Source organism: Oxalobacter aliiformigenes, from assembly GCF_027116575.1.
Lineage (GTDB): Bacteria > Pseudomonadota > Gammaproteobacteria > Burkholderiales > Burkholderiaceae_D > Oxalobacter > Oxalobacter aliiformigenes.
This window is the reverse complement of sequence record NZ_CP098252.1, coordinates 1,353,641-1,370,448: the sequence shown is the minus strand read 5'-3', so window position 1 is coordinate 1,370,448 and position 16,808 is coordinate 1,353,641. Positions and strand designations below refer to the sequence as shown.

8 protein-coding genes are annotated in these 16,808 nt (G+C 54.2%); 5 read left to right on the top strand and 3 right to left on the bottom strand.

Going from position 1 to position 16,808, the window contains the following annotated elements:
• Nucleotides 1-38 precede the first annotated feature (38 nt).
• The gene (locus NB647_RS06385; protein ID WP_269263774.1) at nt 39-899 is read left to right on the top strand and encodes a helix-turn-helix transcriptional regulator; all 861 of its coding nucleotides are present in this window, start codon (nt 39-41) and stop codon (nt 897-899) included.
• 106 nt (nt 900-1,005) lie between these two features.
• Nucleotides 1,006-1,896 carry an AraC family transcriptional regulator gene (locus tag NB647_RS06380; RefSeq protein WP_269282470.1) on the top strand — a complete coding sequence of 297 codons (891 nt, stop codon included), beginning with the start codon at nt 1,006-1,008 and terminating at the stop codon, nt 1,894-1,896.
• Here NB647_RS06380 and NB647_RS06375 read toward each other — a convergent pair.
• From NB647_RS06375 to NB647_RS06365, 3 genes are all read right to left on the bottom strand, one after another.
• Nucleotides 1,822-2,754 (bottom strand): AEC family transporter, encoded by a 933-nt coding sequence (locus NB647_RS06375; protein WP_269282468.1) that lies wholly within the window; start codon nt 2,752-2,754, stop codon nt 1,822-1,824. The genes NB647_RS06380 and NB647_RS06375 overlap by 75 nt on opposite strands.
• A gap of 658 nt (nt 2,755-3,412) precedes the next feature.
• Nucleotides 3,413-3,913 (bottom strand): hypothetical protein, encoded by a 501-nt coding sequence (locus NB647_RS06370; RefSeq protein ID WP_269282466.1) that lies wholly within the window; start codon nt 3,911-3,913, stop codon nt 3,413-3,415.
• A gap of 45 nt (nt 3,914-3,958) precedes the next feature.
• Nucleotides 3,959-7,084 (bottom strand): autotransporter outer membrane beta-barrel domain-containing protein, encoded by a 3,126-nt coding sequence (locus NB647_RS06365; RefSeq protein ID WP_269282465.1) that lies wholly within the window; start codon nt 7,082-7,084, stop codon nt 3,959-3,961.
• A 567-nt stretch (nt 7,085-7,651) separates the two neighbouring features.
• On the opposite strand from NB647_RS06365, the gene recC reads away from it, so the two are divergent.
• From recC to recD, 3 genes are read left to right on the top strand one after another with little or no spacing between them, the layout of a single operon-like run.
• The gene (recC, locus tag NB647_RS06360; RefSeq protein ID WP_269282463.1) at nt 7,652-11,002 is read left to right on the top strand and encodes an exodeoxyribonuclease V subunit gamma; all 3,351 of its coding nucleotides are present in this window, start codon (nt 7,652-7,654) and stop codon (nt 11,000-11,002) included.
• Nucleotides 10,989-14,720, top strand: a complete 3,732-nt coding sequence (recB, locus tag NB647_RS06355) for an exodeoxyribonuclease V subunit beta (protein WP_269282461.1) — start codon at nt 10,989-10,991, stop codon at nt 14,718-14,720. Before recC ends, recB begins: the two co-directional genes overlap by 14 nt.
• Entirely contained in the window at nt 14,717-16,576 is a 1,860-nt protein-coding gene (gene recD / locus NB647_RS06350; RefSeq protein ID WP_269282459.1) for an exodeoxyribonuclease V subunit alpha, read from the top strand. Before recB ends, recD begins: the two co-directional genes overlap by 4 nt.
• The last annotated feature ends 232 nt before the right edge of the window (nt 16,577-16,808 follow it).

Sequence of the window (16,808 nt, the reverse complement as noted above, 5' to 3'; positions counted from 1 at the left end):
AGTGGTCTGTTTTTGCGTTTTTATAGTATGTTTCTGCCATGTGGATCGAAAATCTTTATGAACCATTTGAAATCCTGATTCGTGAACGGGCCGTTTTTCCTGTGGACGTTCATCGGCATACCTTTTTCGAGCTGGTCTATATCGTTTCCGGAACGGGCCGCCTGTCCGCCTTCGGGCGCGAAGTCACATACCAGCCGGGCGATCTTTTTCTGATCCGTCCGGAAACGGCGCACCGCTTCGTTGTGGAAACCGTCTCGCGTTTCGTGTTTTTGCGGTTTACCCAACAGGCGGTTGCCGATTGCACCGGCATGTTGGCCGAACCGTTTCTCTCCGCACAGAAAGAACCGGATCCGCTTCAATTGCATGAAGACGATGCCGGCAAGATACAGGGACTTTTCCGGCTGATCTGGATGGAAAGGGAAAAACCCGGTCTTTCTTGCAGCGACGTTCTGCGGCAATGGTCGGTTTCCGCCCTGCTGATCGTGGCACGCAATCTGGCGGCACGGACACTGCCCGATGCCGGAGTGTCGCCGGCGGGAAGACTGGTCTGGCTGCTCCCCTATATCCAGCGGCATATCGGCCAGCCTGAACGGCTGACGACGGAAGCGCTTTGCGAAGTGTTCCATTTTTCGAAACACTATCTGGGGCGCTACTTCCGGCGGCATTATCAGGAAAACCTCGGCAGCTATATCACCCGCTGCCGCCTGCGGGCAGTTGAAAACGAACTGCTCAATTCAGCGCGGAGTGTGAAGGAAATCGCCTGGAAACTCGGCTTTGCCGACGCCAGTCACCTAGCGAAAGTGTTTCGCCGCCATACCGGTAAAACGCCTCTCCAGTTCCGGAGGGAACACCGTTTCCGTCAGCCGGATCATCCGGCGGCAGACGGACGTTTTGGATAGGACGGGGCATTTCATTTCCGGTACCGGCTGCGCATGGAAAAAGGGATATGGCAGCTGGTGTGAAACAGTTGAACCGCCCGTTCGTTTTTTGTGCCAGAATTTCATCATGTGGAAGGAAAATCTCTATCAGCCTTTTGAAATTCTGGTGACCGAACGGACCGTTTTCCTGTCGGGCGTCCACCAGCATTCTTTTTTCGAACTCGGTTATGTCCTTTCCGGAACCGGGTGCCTGACTGCATTCGGCGAAGACGTGAGTTACCGGCCCGGCACGCTTTTTCTGATCCATCCCGAAACGACGCACCGGTACAATGTGGAAACGGTTTCACGTTTCGTTTTCCTCCGTTTCACCCGGCAGGCGATCGCGGATTATCTCGGCAGTGCGGCAGAACCGTTTCTGACCATGCCGGGCGATTCACGGCCGGTGAGTGTTTCCGGGGAAGATGCCCGACGGATCCGTGCGCTGTTTTTGCTGATATGGCGGGAAAAGGAAAATCCCGGCATGTATTCCGGCGAACTGCTTTTGCAATGGTCGGTTTCCGCCCTGTTGATGACGGCACGCAATCTGGCCGCAAGTGTCCTGCCCGCGGCCGGAACGCCGCCTTCGGAAAGGATTGCCTGGCTGCTCCCTTATATCCAGCGGCATATCGGCCAGCCGGAACGGCTCACGACGGAAGCGCTTTGCGAGACATTCCATTTTTCGAGGCATTATCTGGGACGCTATTTCCGGCGGCATTTCCAGGAGAATCTGGCCCGGTATATCGCCCGGTGCCGTATGCGGGCGGTTGAAAACGAACTGGCCAATACGGCGTCAAGCATCAAGGAAATCGCCTGGAAGTACGGTTTTTCCGACGCCAGCCATTTGACGAAAGCATTCCGCCGCCATGCCGGCAAGACGCCTCTCCAGTTTCGGAAGGAATATCTGTCACGCTTGCAGGATCGTCAGGCAGATGGACAGGGTCACGATTCCCAGTACGGTGGAAAGGAAAATCGTGCGTGAGGCGATTCCCCCGCCCTTGCCGTAAAGCTCGGCCAGCATGAACGGGCCGGTGCCGGTCGGAAGAGCCGAGAGGATGACGGCGGATTTGGCCCAGAGCGGCGGCATGGTGAAGACCTGGAAAGCCAGATACCAGACGATCAGTGGCTGGATGACGAGTTTGAAAACGACCAGTTCGATCGCAATGACCGGGCTGGTGCTTTCCTGACGCTGTGCCAGAAACAGGCCCGTGGCGACCAGTGCGCATGGACTGGCCGATGCACCGAGCAGCCTGATCGACTGGGCCGCGCCGTAAGGCAGTTGCACGCCACTGGCGCAGAGGATACCGGCGATGACCGGAGCGACGATCAACGGATTTTTGCACAATGAAACGGCGACGTTTCTGAGAGTGATCCAGAGACTTTTTCCCGATTGCGAACTGGCTTCGATAAAGATGATGGAAACAGCGAAATTGGCGGATACGGTCAAAATAGCGGCAATCATCGCCGGCCCCAGCTTGTCGGCGCCGAAGGTCAGCGCACAGAGAGGCAACCCGATGAAACCGGTGTTGGCATAGGAAGCGGATGTGGCATCGACGGTGGCATTGGCCAGATTTTTCGTTTTCAGCCAGTGAAAGGCGAGCACCCCGAAAAAGATGATGAAAACCCCCAGTTCGAACGCGTAGAAGAATTCGGGCTGGTACAGCTCGGACCATGAACTGTTGATCATGACGTCGATCATGAGCGCGGGCAGTGCCAGCCAGACGACATAGCGGTTCAGTTCGGTACAGGCGTTTACGCTCAAAATATTCTTCCGCCTCAGGAAATAGCCTGCGATAATGAGAGCGAAAATCGGCAGGACGATATTGGCGATGGCAAGCATGTTCAGTCAGATCCGGTCAACGGGTGAAACAGGCCGGCGCTGAAACGTCAGGGACGGCCACAGGATTTCCAAAGGCGCTACCTTACCACTTGACAGATGATGATAATGGTATATTTTTGCGTTTTTATAGTATATTTTTTCATTTTTCCGTTTTCATTTGCCAAGTAGTGATGTGTCGAACAGGCAGAAAGATCTTCAACTGACTGAAAATCCGTTCATGCTGTCTTGCGGACTGCCATGAAATGAAAAAAACTGTGTAAACACGCTGTACCGATGCGCCATTTTCATGTCTCGTCTTTCCATTTTTTGATTGAAATCTTTTCAACCATTTTTCAGGGAGATATTTTGCGATGCACATGCAGGAAATGTATGAGTGGCATTTGCTGTCACTTTTTTGACTTCGGTTAATCCCGCAGCATGGGCGAGTCCCGGATCAATACGGCCATTAGGTGATATTTTGAAGAAGCATTACGGTATAACTTCCGTTACATGAGCGGATACGATTACGGGTGCATGATTGCAGGCAATCATTTACCGGAAGAACTGCCGAAACCATGATCCGGCGATACCCGGAATAGAAAGGGTAAATGATAATTTTCTGACAGGAACCTCCGGAACTATGTGGAGGTTCCTTTTTATCGTCGAAAAAAAGTACAGGTCAAAATGATTGAAGGACACGTGAAGATACCTTTTCTTCTTCCTTCGGCATGATTTTGAAGAGATATCCCCTGTTGGTTCTCAACACAAACGTTCGAGGTATATTTTTTGTTATCCTGATTTTTCTGACAGTTCCCTGTTGTTCCGGATGATTCTTGAGGCAATATTTTCCCTTTTCTTTTTGTACTGCTTTCCTTTTTTCTTCTTCGACAGGTGCCCATGAGAGCCTCAGTTCCCTTTCGCCTTCCGCAAGAGGGATTTTCCATGTTTCGTGTGCATGGAATACAGCGGCCAGTTTGCCGTCTATCCACAGTCCCATGTCGCATGGTCCCGTCACATTACGGCTCTCGAAGGTAACGACCGCTGTATTTTCTGCCGGTAAAATATGGGTATGTATGCGTTCGGCCGGAACCGGTCGAAGTTCCGATTGCACGGTTTCCTGTGCACAGGAAAAAATGGAAAAAGAGGCAAGAAGAACTGACAATACAATCTGGTGTTTCATGAAAATACCTTTGACAAAGGGCGTTTCCGCCCTTTTCCGAATAATTTAGAAAATGTAACGAATACCGATATCGGCTCTGTATTCCTGTTCGACATCAGCGGCAAAGGAACGTTTGATTTGTGCAAAACCATACGTATCCTTGCGGAAATTGTAAGTTCCGCCTACCGTGATTTCTCCCCAGGTATCCTTGAGATCGATCTGGCTACTGTTTCTTGCGCCGTTATCCAGTGAATAACGGGCCTTATGTTCAGCCGTGAACTCTCTCAGGGCATCGACTTTGATGAATGCACTGCCTTCCCGGGTTTCTCTGCCGAGCGACAGACCGGCACGGCCAATCAGACTGTCAAGACCATCAATATGAACATTGATTTCCGAATCCGTTCGATAGCCGGAACCTTTGATATGTCCATAACTCAGTTGCCACTGGGGATCGAGATACCATTTGTCATTGAGCATGAACTTTTTTCCGGCTTCCACACTGGCCTGAAGTGCATAAGTATGGTATTTGCCACGGGAAATATAACGCCTCTGATCGCTGACCGCTTTGTAGTCATGATTGATTTTGCTTGCCTTCACAATAAGGTCTATATAGCCGCCATCGTCAAATTTGCGGACACCATACAGGGAAATGCTGCCAAGCCAGTTCTTGCCGTCGCCGCCATTGCGCAAGTCGGTCTCGCCATGTGTATAAGTAAGGCCTCCTCCCAATATCCACTTGCCTCCATCTTCCTTGTTGAACACCTGATCCAGCCCCAACTGGATTCCATAATACTCATGTTTGAAATAATGTTTTCCTTTATTCAGAGTATTCCTTCCTCCCAGAATACGGACCCAGCTGCCTTCAAGGTCAGACCGGTCCCTCACTTCCCCCATTCGCTGATAAAGGGTTTCGTTTTCCATACGCCACAGGTAATAATCCGTGATGGCCGCGGAATCAATCGTATTGACGGTTGAAGATGGTTCTTTTTCCTTGACCGTTTCCTCAAAGATCTTTTCTCCGATTTCCCCTTCCCAAGCATAGATCGCCTTTGCATTGTCCGTTGTGACTTCCACATCAACGGGTTTGCCATCCGGATCACGGAAATTGCCATTCTCGTCAACCGTCAGAGGCTTGCCGTCAAGACAGAGCTTTCCGTCCTGTATGGCAAGCGCTTTGGGAGGGGGAAGCGGTTTAGCAGTACCAGGGCCGGTAATCATGCTGCCGGAACCTTCTCCCGCTCCCTCATTCGTATCGCTTCCGCTTCCCGGAGTATCCGGATCTTTATTATTTTCTGAGGGATCTTCGGGAATTTCCTTGTAGATGGCGCGGTACGTTGTACCTGTTGACGTCAATGGCAAAGAAATCTGCTTGCCTTCTGGCGTCATGGAAACAAAGACACCATTTTCACCGGTCACCGCTCCGTCTGTCGGAAGCATGGTCAAAACGGCCTTGTCGTCGAGATGGTCTCTGATATTGTTCTGATTTCCAACGAGTTCCGGGTCGTCAAAATAATACTCTTCCTCGTAGCCGCCGCTGATTTTGCCTTCATTGATATAGACTTTCCCTGCGACATACTTGTATTTCTCGTATACCCCTTTTTCGTCTTCCCATTTTTCGAGATCGATTCGTTCCCGAATGTTCTCGACGCCTTTGTTGACAAAAATATTGTTGACGGCCGAACGCATGATCTTGCGGGCTTCCTTCTCATCGGGAACATCATCAGCGGTGATCGGAATTTGCACATCCAGATGGGAGTTGCTGCCTCCCAGAGTCTTTTCCACATTTTTCAGGAGAACGCCACCGCTGACAATTCCATGACCTCTTCCTTCATCGCCCAGAGCCATTGCGGAATTGAAGGCCGCTTTATCGAATTTAGCAGCAACAATACCTTTTCCACGGAAAATACCCTGGTCGTTTATATAACTGTTCTTTCCAAGCCGGATGTTGTATCCCTTGTCTTCCTGCTTGTGATCATCTCCCAGTGTCAGGGATGTCGTGAGTGTGTCGCCATCGTTCTGTCCTTTTCTGATCTGTATACCGACATCATCATTCAGTGTCAAAGTATTCCCGGCAGCCCGGGTATCCTGAACAAGGTAAAGGGATGACGATGTACACATCCCTTCTGCACAATTGTTCTGAACCAGAATATCGCCTGCATCAATACTGAAATTTCCTTTCAAAAAGGTAAAGGTGTCAAACGATGATGTTCCACTCAGGATGGGAGAGACAAGTACCGAAAAGGCTTGTGCTTTGGGAGCGCTTGCGCTGATACGGACGCTTTCATCCGGATTTCCGGGTTTGGCTTCGATGACCTGTTCACCACCACGGTTGTTGATCCCGAAAGCGTTTTCTGCGTTATTGCTCGTGACAGTGATGTTTTTCGTGATACCGACATATTGTGAACCGATATGCCGGTTACCGTCCAGTATCGCTCCACTGTCACTCCAGTTGTAAATACCATGCAGACCATAGCCATAGCCCAAAGATCCGTTTGTATTGCCGATGTTAATTGAATCGATGGAATGGATGATTTGTGTACCGCTATCGGACGTCATTGAAAACGTTCCCGAAGCAACACCTATATCTGAAGCGTAGAGACTGCCTATCTCATGAATATACTGTTCCTTGCCGTAAACATCGACGATACCGAAAACAAAAGGACTGTTTGCTTCCCCGATTTGGCCGACTGGCATAAAAATTCTCTGGATACCCAGATTCGAGACATTGGATCCGAAATTGAAAATGGCCGTACCACGTTTGTTTGCAGCATTGGACTCGGTACTGATCAATCTGATAGTGCCGGCAGGATCATTTGCAGAATTTCCCAGAAACTGGATACCGGCATTATTATGGATAACTGCACCCGATGGACCTGCAATACCGGCCATAATTCCGAATCTGCCGGTATCGTTGGCATGTAATTTATCAAAGTATCCTGTGATTTTTTGGACAGTATTGCGGTTTTCGTCTTCCTGCCCATTTCCCGTCACCTGAAAAATTTTCCCGGTTTCCGAGAAAATCACTACATTTTTTGACTGTGAGAAATCAATAGTCTGATTGTTTCCTTTTGCCAGAAATACGGTACCGCCCTTGGCAGTGATTTTCAGACCGTCGTCTGTACCGCTGACAGTTTGGGTGCTCTCCGAAGAAGAAAAAATACCCTTGTTATTATTTGCATAATTGTAAGTCATTGAAGCGGTTATGTTTCCACTTAATTCATAAGTTGAACCTGTAAAAGACGTACTACCTGAATTTCCAGTAATATTTTCTGCAGAAGTCATGGGAAAAGTGAAACAAAGTGCAGCAGCCAGTACTGTCATTTGGCACCGTGGAGGAAAATTGGTGTGCATTTTATGTCTGTTAAGAAGTATTAACAGATCTTAATTGCAAAAAAATTTTTTACAATCAACAAGTTAATGCTTTCTCATATGTTCATTACCGCAAAGTTCCGTATTAACAAATACTTGAAAAAGTATTAATCTTTGAAACTTATAGGGTTTATTTTTTTCGGGACATCTATTAATACTTCTTAGTAGTCGTTTCTTTTTAGCAAATTTTCTGTTTCCTTCTGTTTTTTCCGGCGACTCGGCAAACGCCCGTTTCAAAATGGACATTTTTTCCTTTTTTGCCTCCGTTGTCCCTTTCGCAGTCGTTTCACGGACGGTACGTTATAATATTTTTCCTGTGGATTCGGGAGATATCCGGTCCGGCTTCTGCTTATTCTTTTCTCAGCTATCCTTTTCCGGTCTTTTTTCTGCATGCTGAACCTGAACCAGTCCAACCGTTTTGAAGTCCTGTTGCAGATGCTTTGCGAAAATCTGGCAGAGCGTCCGGCTTCCGTTTTCACGCCGGATCAGGTGATTGTGCCCAGCGCCGCCGTGAAACGGAAACTGATGCTGGCCATTGCCGATATGTATGGTGTGTGCGCCAATGTGACATTCCCGTTTCTGGCGCAATGGCTCTGGCAGCAGATCGGATCGCTGGTCGAGGTCGGCGAGACGTCGCCTTTTTCTTCCTCTGTCCTGTCCTGGCGGATCCTGCGGTTTCTCGAGGAACCCGGTTTTGCAAAGGCATATCCGAGACTGGCGGCGTATCTCGCACGCTGTGACGACGTCATGCGTTTCGATCTCGCTTGCCGGGTGGCGGCGCTTTTCGAGCGATATGTGCTTTACCGGCCGGAATGGCTGGAAGTCTGGGCTGGCGGGGAAATGGCCGATATTGTCCGGCATGACCATCCGAGACAGGCGGCGGCACGGGACGATCAGGCCTGGCAGGCTGCCTTGTGGCGGAAAATCGCGGAAGAAACCGGAACGCTCGAGCGCGATCCTGTCGCACGTTTTTTCTCGATACTGGATCAGGACGGCGAAAAGGCGGCGGCCCGCTTGCCGAAGCGGGTGCACCTTTTTTGTGAACCGTCCGTCGCGCCGCAGTATATCGAAATGCTTCGCCGACTGGGCAAGTGGGTGGATATTGAACTGTATGTCATCAATCCGTGCAGGGAATACTGGTTCGAGATCGTCGACAGCAGACGGCTGGCGTGGCTGGCCAACCGCCAGCAGGATCTTTATCACGAAACCGGCAACCGCCTGCTCGCTTCCTGGGGAAAACAGAACCGTGCCACGCTCGATCTGATGCTGACGCAACTGGAACCGTTCGGGCGGGAAAACGACGGCTTCGTTTCCACTGCACAAGCCGGGCAGCCTGAAACGGTTCTCTCGCATATACAGGATGCCATTCTGGATCTGGCGGAACCGGAACCCGGTTCCCTGTCGCATCTCGGGGAAGACGGCAGTATGGAAATCCATGTGGCACATTCGCTGATGCGGGAAATCGAAATCCTGCACGACCAGCTGTTGAGGCGCTTCGCTTCGGAAGATTCTCCCGATCCTTCGGATGTTCTGGTCGTGATGCCCGATCTGGATGAAGCGGCTCCGATGATCGAGGCGGTTTTCAGCCACAGCGGTTCGGGTACGCGCATTCCTTATGTCATTACCGGTCGCCGGAACAGCCGTATCAACCCGGTGGCACATGCCCTGCTCGATGTACTGTCGCTGGCGTCTTCCCGTTTTTCGGCGACCGGGGTGATGGATGTGCTGATGCTGCCGGAAATCGGCACCACGTTCGGTTTCGGCGACGATCTGAAAACGCTTCGCCGCTGGCTGGACGATGCCGGTATCTGCTGGGCACTGGACGGTTCCCACAAGGAGGAATTCGATCTGCCGCCAGACGACAGCCACACTTTTCATGACGGGCTGCACAGGTTGTTTCTGGCCTACGCGCTGCCTGACAGGAAACGGTTGCCGGTCGATGGCCGCTTGCCGGCGGGACATGCTTCGGGTTCCCGTTCGGCCGCTCTGGGCCAGCTGTGGCGGTTTGTCGAAGCCGTCCGGCAACTGAAACGCGATCTGTCTCCGGCCAGAACGCCTGCTGGCTGGATGCAGTGCTGGTGCGATGTGCTGGATACTTTCGTGACGGTGACGCCTGAGACGCTGGATGCCGACCGGGAAGTCCGCTCGCGGATCGCCAGACTGCATGAGATCATGGCGGAAGCGTCCGATACGTTCGAAACGGGGTTTGCTATCGCCCGCCATGCACTGGAACGGGCGCTGGAAGGCGCGGGGGAAGGAAGCGTTCCGGCTGGCGCCGTGACATTCGCGCCGATGGACAGTCTGCGCGGTTTGCCCTTTGATCATGTATTCGCGATCGGGCTGAACGACGGGATTTATCCGGCCGACGTGCGGCCGGAAGAATTCGATCTGATCCAGCTGGCGCCCCGCAAAAACGACCGGTTGCTGCGCGATACGGACAGGAACGTGTTTCTCGATCTGGTACTGTCGGCACGCAAGAGTCTGTATCTGGGATATTCGGGAAAAAACATCCGGGACAATTCCGTCAGGCCGCCTTCGGTGCTGATCGCCGAATTGCTGGATGTTCTGGTTCCCGCGATGGCGGAAAGTCCCGATGAGAAAAGCCTGAAAACAGCGTACGACCGTCTGGTCACCGAACATCCGCTCCAGCCGTTTTCGGCCGCTTACTTCAATGGAAAAGGTGGGGAACGGCTGGCCAGTTTCCGTTCCGATCTGTGTGCGGCCTTAAATGCCGGTATCGGAAAAATCCAGTCAAAAAAGGAAGTTGCGTCGAAAATCCCGGAAAAAGGTTTCGATAATGAAAACGACGGGGATGAGAGAATCATCCATGCCGGGCTACCGTTTTTCACGAAAGCGCTTCATGCGCCGGATGAATCCTGGCGACAGGTTTTACTGGACGATCTGATCCGTTTTTTCCGCCACCCTGCCCGCTATCTGTTACAGCGACGGCTCGGAATCGGTTTTCAGGGAACGGAGGAGGACTTGCCGGCGGATGAACCTTTTGTCGTGGACCGGAGTGCACGGCGCAAGCTGGCCGACCGGCTTTTGCCGCTGTATCTGGAAAACATCTCTCCCGGCAGGATCGGGAAAGCGGCGCTGGCGGGCAACGAGTTTCCGTCAGGACATCTGGGGACGGACCGCCTGAAAAGCGAACTGATGGCACTGGGTGCCTATGCACGCAGTCTGTCGGCCGATCTGGAAAGCGGACTGGCCGGGCCGGTCGGCCGGACACTGGAATTCGATTTCGAAGGGGAATACTGGCGATTGTCAGGCACCCTGACCGGCTTGCGGGAAAACGGACTCGTCCGGTACCGGTACGACAACGGTTCTCCCTGGGATTTTCTGGACGGATGGATCCGGCACCTGTTTCTGAATGCGTGCCGGCCTGAGGGGATTCTCTGTCGTTCCGTCTGGCATTTCCGGGATGAAAAAACCGAACTGGGGCCGGTTGAAGATGCTGAGGAACGGTTGCGTGATCTGGTGGCGATCTACCGGACGGGGCTTTGCCGGCCCTTGCATTTTTTTCCACGTCCGGCATGGGAATATATCAGTAACGGCCATCGTCTGGACAAGGCGGCAGATATGTGGCGGGAATCGAACGATGGCGAAAACGATGTGTTCAACCGTCTGGCGATGAGAGGTGTGGACAATCCGGTTGACGGGGAATTCGCCGATCTGGCCGGACGGGTTTTCGGGCCGTTTTTCGCGCATAAAACAGGAGAAACGCATGAAGGAGAATGAATTCGACGTACTCTCCTGTCCTCTGGACGGCTGGACACTGGTCGAGGCATCGGCCGGAACGGGCAAGACGTGGAATATCGGCGGTCTTTATCTGCGGTTTTTGCTGGAAAAACGGCTGGAAGTGAAAGATATTCTGGTCGTGACCTTCACACGGGCGGCGACAGATGAATTGCGCGATCGCATCAGGAACCGGATTGCCGCCGCACTGGCATATCTGGAAGGACGCGGGATTTCAACCGGCGATGAATTCGCCAGTGCCTTGCTGGAGCGGCTCTTTGCCGAAGGCCGTACTCGTGAAGACATGGCCGGCATTCTGCGGCTGGCTTTCTGTTCGTTCGATCAGGCGGCTATTTTCACCATTCACAGTTTCTGCCAGCGGGCATTGGCCCTCTCGGCTTTTTCCTCGGGACAGGCATTCGCCGTAAAGGCGGAAACGGACGATTCGGAACTGGTACAGGAAGCGGTCAACGATTTCTGGCGCCGGCATGTTGCCGGCGGCCGGTTCTCCCCCGCGTTTTCGGGCTGGCTGGAACAGAAACGGTTCACTCCGGACAGACTGGCCACACAGTTGCGGCAACATCTGAAAAAGCCGCTGGCCACCGTGAAATGGCCCGATACGGCCGATACCGCACAGGCAGAAACGGTACAGGAGACCATCGGCAGGCTGGAAACCGTTTTTGCAGAAGCGTCGGCGTGCTGGACGGCGGAAAAAGAAACGGTAATGACCCTGCTGAAAGAGAAATGCGCCGACGGTACGTTGAACAAAACAAGTTACCGGATACCGTATATCGATAGTGCCGCCGCCGCTTTCGACAGACTTTTTGCCACGGGCGATGCGCTGGCAATGATCGGCGAGAAGGACAAGACCGGTCATATGACCGCCTCGAAACTGGCCAAAAGCACGAGAAAAAACCGGGAAATGCCGCAACATCCGTTTTTCCGTCTGGCGGAGATGCTCGCCGAAACCTGCCGGGAGGTGGAAACGGAACTGGAAGCCGCCCGTTATGGCCTGCTGAAACGTTTTCTGGCGGAAGCCGGGGATTCGCTGAAGGAAAAAAAGCGCGAACGGCGCACCATCGCTTTCGACGACATGCTGTGCAATCTTTACGAGGCGTTGCACGATCCGGACATGCCCTGGCTGGCAGAAGCGGTCAGAAAACACTTCCCTGCCGCGCTGATCGACGAATTCCAGGATACCGATCCGCTCCAGTACGCGATTTTTTCCGCTATTTACGGGGAATCGGATAAGCCGGTTTTTCTCGTCGGCGATCCGAAACAGGCTATTTACAGTTTCCGCAATGCCGATCTTCATACGTATCTGGCTGCCCGGAAACGGCTTGACGCCCGTTTTACGCTGATGGAAAACCACCGTTCGGTTCCCGGGCTGATCGATGCCTGCAATACCCTGTTTTCCGTCAATGAACGGGCCTTCATGCAGGATGGTCTGGATTTCGTGCCGGTACGGTCGGGAAACCGTGCCTTGCCGCATTTGCGCGATGAATCCGGTAACGCCGGAAAGGAAACGGAGAGCATGCGTATCTGGATGCTGCCGGAGACGGAAAACGGACCGCCCGCACGGTCCGATGCACTCAGGCAGTCTGTCGAGGCGGTAGCCGATGAAATCGCCCGCCTGATACAGGCCGGCCGAAACGGAACCTGCACGCTTGACGGGCGGCCTGTCGGCGCGGGTGATATGGCCGTTCTGGTCCGGAGCCACAATGAAGCGGCGCTAATACGCGAGGCATTGGTGAACCGTGGCATCGGCAGTGTATCGTTTTCGCAGGACAGCGTTTTCCATTCCCGGGAGGCGCAGGAACTGGAATGCGTGCTGCATGCCATGATGACGCCGGAAGACGAACCGCTTCTGATGGCGGCGGTTTCGACGGAAATGATGGGGCTGGACTCGGCTGCCGTCGAAGCGCTCGCCGATGATGAAGCGGGCCTGTCCGGACTTCTCGAACGTTTCGGACAATATCGGCGGGCATGGCTGGGTCACGGGGCCGGTTATGCGTTGCGCTGGCTTTTCGACCGGGAAAAAGTGGTAGCCCGGTTGCTGGCCTTGCCTGACGGGGAACGGCGCGTGACCAATTTGCGGCATCTGGCCGAACTCGTCAGCCGGGAGGATGAATCGAAAAGCGCACCGGATTCGCTGATGCGCTGGTACACCTTGCAACGCGAAAACGACCACCGTGCGGAAGAAGCGGAATTGCGGCTCGAAACCGACCGGAATCTGGTTCAGGTGATGACCATGCACCGTTCCAAAGGACTGGAATTCCCCTTTGTTTTCTGTCCCCTGCTCTGGGACAACCAGCCGAAAAACGCGGGAAGAGGCGGAGACGGAATCGAGTATCACGACGGAGATGAAACGGTGATCGATTACCGGCCGCTATCCGAAACGGACGGGCAGATCGTCAAAAAACGGATGAACACCGAACAGGCAGCTGAAATGATGCGCCTGATTTACGTGGCGCTGACACGGGCGATCCATCGCTGTTATCTGGTGGCAGGCTGCTATACGTTCCGCAATAATGCCACACAGTCGCGCAAAAGCCTTCTGAACTGGCTGGTGGCCGGAAACGGCTTTTCTCCGGAAGACTGGCTCTCGGGCAATAACGGAAAAAAGGCGGAGACGGTTTTACTGCCCGAAACGGGGGAAATCGGCGATGCCTGGAAAGCGCTCGAAGCCCGCTCTCCGCACATCCGGGTGATCGGGCTGCCCTCCCCTGTGTACCGGACGGTCGGCGAAAACGACAAAGAAACGGAAATCCTGTCGGCCAGAACATTTGCGAAAACGCTGGACATCCGCTGGCGGATGAACAGTTTCAGCGGTCTGATACGCAATGCCGTGGATGAAACGGAAACAGGCGACCATGACGAGCGGATAGCCACCGGAGAAACGCCGGTATCCGGCGGGGAACTCCCCGCTTTCCTGAAAGAGGATGACATTCTGCTGTTTCCGAAAGGCACTTATGCCGGAAGCTGTCTGCATGCCGTGTTCGAACATGCCGATTTTACCGACAGGACGACATGGGAAGCGGCTGCCCGAACCGCCCTGTCGCGATATCCGCAGGAAGTGGACGGGCAGTTTCCGTTCCGTCCGGAAACCGCCGGGGATGCCTGCCAGTCGATGGCGCTTGACATGCTGGAAAATGTCATGGCGACACCTCTGCCCGGAGGGATCATGTTGAATACGGTGGAAAACGGGCACAAGCTGGTGGAATGGCCTTTCTGCCTTTCGTCGGCACCCCTGTCGGCCGGAAAAATGAACCAGCTGGCGAAACGGTTCGGCTATGCCGTACCTCAACTGGTTTTTGACGACATGACGGCATATCTGAACGGTTTCGTCGATCTGGTTTTCGAGGCGGACGGCCGGTTCTGGCTGCTGGACTGGAAGTCGAATCATCTCGGATACCGGCAGGAAGATTACTGTACCGCCAGAATTGACCAGGCCATGACGGAACACGGTTACCACTGGCAATATTTGCTTTATACGGTCGCGTTGCACCGTTATCTGGCGTCGAGAATGCCAAAATACGACTACGACCGGCATTTCGGCGGCGTGTTTTATCTGTTTGTCCGGGGAGTACGCCCCGCGTGGCGGCAAGCGGACGGCTCTCCTTCCGGCGTGTTTTTCCACAAGCCCGGACGGCATGTGATCGAGGCGGCAGACCGGCTGTTCGGACAGCAGGTACGAGCGCAGAAGGAGAAAAAGGCATGACGGCATCCCGCTTTTTCGAAACACCGGAACAGACGCTGGCCCGTGCGTTCGCCCGGCATGTTCTGGCCTGGGCAAAAGACGGCGGGGCTTTTGCGGATACCGTAACGGATCGGGCGGCGGCTTGCGCCCTTCTGGAAGAGGCGGCATATCGCGTCAGTCTGGCGGTCTCGTCGGGAGATGCCTGCCTGCCGCTGGAAGAGATGACTGTCGAACCGGGTGGATCGGACATGGAAACGCTCCGTCTGACCCTGCTGGAGTCCGGCGTTGTCGCTCCCGCCGGCGATCCCGGCAACGCTCCGCTGGTACTGGATGACGGCAACCGGCTGTATCTGCACCGCTATTTCGACTATGAACACATGCTGGCGCAGCGGCTGGCCGCCATGCGCGAAGTCCGGCCGGTCGATGCCGCACGTATCCGCCCTCTGCTGGATGCCCTGTTCCCTCACGAGAACGGCGAAACGGTCAACTGGCAGAAAACCGCCGTGGCGCTGGCACTGGCACAACCGCTTCTCGTTGTATCCGGCGGGCCGGGAACCGGCAAAACCACTACGGTCGCTTCCCTTTTGGCCTGTCTGCTGGAAACCGACCCGCAGAACCGGATCATGCTGGCCGCCCCTACCGGGAAAGCCGCCATGCGCATGCTGGACGCCATTTCGCAGCGCTCGGCGTTCTTTCCGCTGCACATGCAGCCGATGGTGCCGAAACAGGCGCAAACGGTTCACCGCCTGCTTGGCATGTCGGGCGACGGTGCGACCGTTCGATACCATGCGGACAATCCGCTGCCGCTGGATACCCTGATCGTCGATGAGGCTTCCATGCTCGATCTGGCCATGGCCGCGCGTCTTTTCGATGCCGTTCCCGCTCATGCCCGGGTGGTTCTTCTGGGCGACAAGGATCAGCTGGCGGCGGTCGAAGCCGGTTCCGTTTTCGCGGAACTGGGTTCCCGCCGGTTTTTTACCGGAGACTGTCTGGCTACTCTGGAAACATTGACCGGGCTGCATCCGGATACGGTGCCTTCTTCCCTGTCGGGACGCACGCCCCTTGAAAACCGTGTCGTCTGGCTGACGCGCAATTACCGTTTCAGCGAAACGTCGGGAATCGGCAAGCTGGCCGCCGACATCCGTTCCCGCCGGCTTGCGGACGCCGCCGATTTTCTCTGTTCGAGCCACGACCGTTCCGTCCGATGGCTGGACATGGCCGATCCGGCCGTTATGGCGAATTTCAGAAAGACCCTGCTGGACTGGTACGCACCCTATTTCGATTCCGTGTTGAACGGTGAAAACGATGCCGGAAAGATTTTCGACATGTTCAACCGGTTCCGTATTCTCTGTGCCGTGCGCGAAGGCCCCTGCGGCGTCGCTGCGGTCAATCGGCTGATCGCCCGGGCTATGGCGGAGACCGTATCCGGAACCGGATGGGGAATGGACGCTGCCGGTTCCGGCTGGTTTGCAGGCAGGCCGGTCATGATCCGGCGAAACGATTATTCCCACGGCCTGTTCAATGGCGATGTCGGGATCGTTCTTCCGGATGCCCCGGGTCGTCTGGCCGTCTGGTTCATGAAAGAGGACGGAACGTTCAGGACCGTGTCGCCTTCCCGGCTGGGCGAGCATGAAACCTCTTTCGCGATGACGGTTCACCAGTCGCAGGGATCGGAATTCGATTCGGTCGCCCTGCTGTTGCCCGCGCAGTTTTCCCGTGTCCTGTGCCGGGAACTGGTTTACACCGGCATTACCCGCGCGAAAACGGCCATTACGGTCATGGCCGACAGGACCATTTTAACGCAGAGTCTGGAAAACGATTCCGTCAGGCGTTCCGGTCTTGGGGAAAGATTGCACGAGGCATGGCAAAACGGCTGATATTCTCCCATGCCCTGGCAAATATCAGAGGGCAGACATGAAAGCCTGATAGGACATTCTGGCAGACGAAACGACAGTCAAAAACCGTTCGGACTGTTTTATCCATACAACATCGATCTGCATTCCGGAACTTCCGTTAATACGCATTAAAAGACATCGCCATCAGGGTTCATATTCCATTCATGCCCTGCCAAGTCTATCAAATATCAGGAAAAAATTGGGAAACAGGCAA

What these genes read in the sequence shown, in the direction of transcription:
- recB (WP_269282461.1), top strand. Translation starts at nt 10,989, where the DNA reads ATGAAGGAGAATGAATTCGACGTACTCTCCTGTCCTCTGGACGGCTGG.
- NB647_RS06365 (WP_269282465.1), bottom strand. Translation starts at nt 7,084, where the DNA reads ATGACTTACAATTATGCAAATAATAACAAGGGTATTTTTTCTTCTTCG.
- recC (WP_269282463.1), top strand. Translation starts at nt 7,652, where the DNA reads ATGCTGAACCTGAACCAGTCCAACCGTTTTGAAGTCCTGTTGCAGATG.
- recD (WP_269282459.1), top strand. Translation starts at nt 14,717, where the DNA reads ATGACGGCATCCCGCTTTTTCGAAACACCGGAACAGACGCTGGCCCGT.
- NB647_RS06385 (WP_269263774.1), top strand. Translation starts at nt 39, where the DNA reads ATGTGGATCGAAAATCTTTATGAACCATTTGAAATCCTGATTCGTGAA.
- NB647_RS06380 (WP_269282470.1), top strand. Translation starts at nt 1,006, where the DNA reads ATGTGGAAGGAAAATCTCTATCAGCCTTTTGAAATTCTGGTGACCGAA.
- NB647_RS06370 (WP_269282466.1), bottom strand. Translation starts at nt 3,913, where the DNA reads ATGAAACACCAGATTGTATTGTCAGTTCTTCTTGCCTCTTTTTCCATT.
- NB647_RS06375 (WP_269282468.1), bottom strand. Translation starts at nt 2,754, where the DNA reads ATGCTTGCCATCGCCAATATCGTCCTGCCGATTTTCGCTCTCATTATC.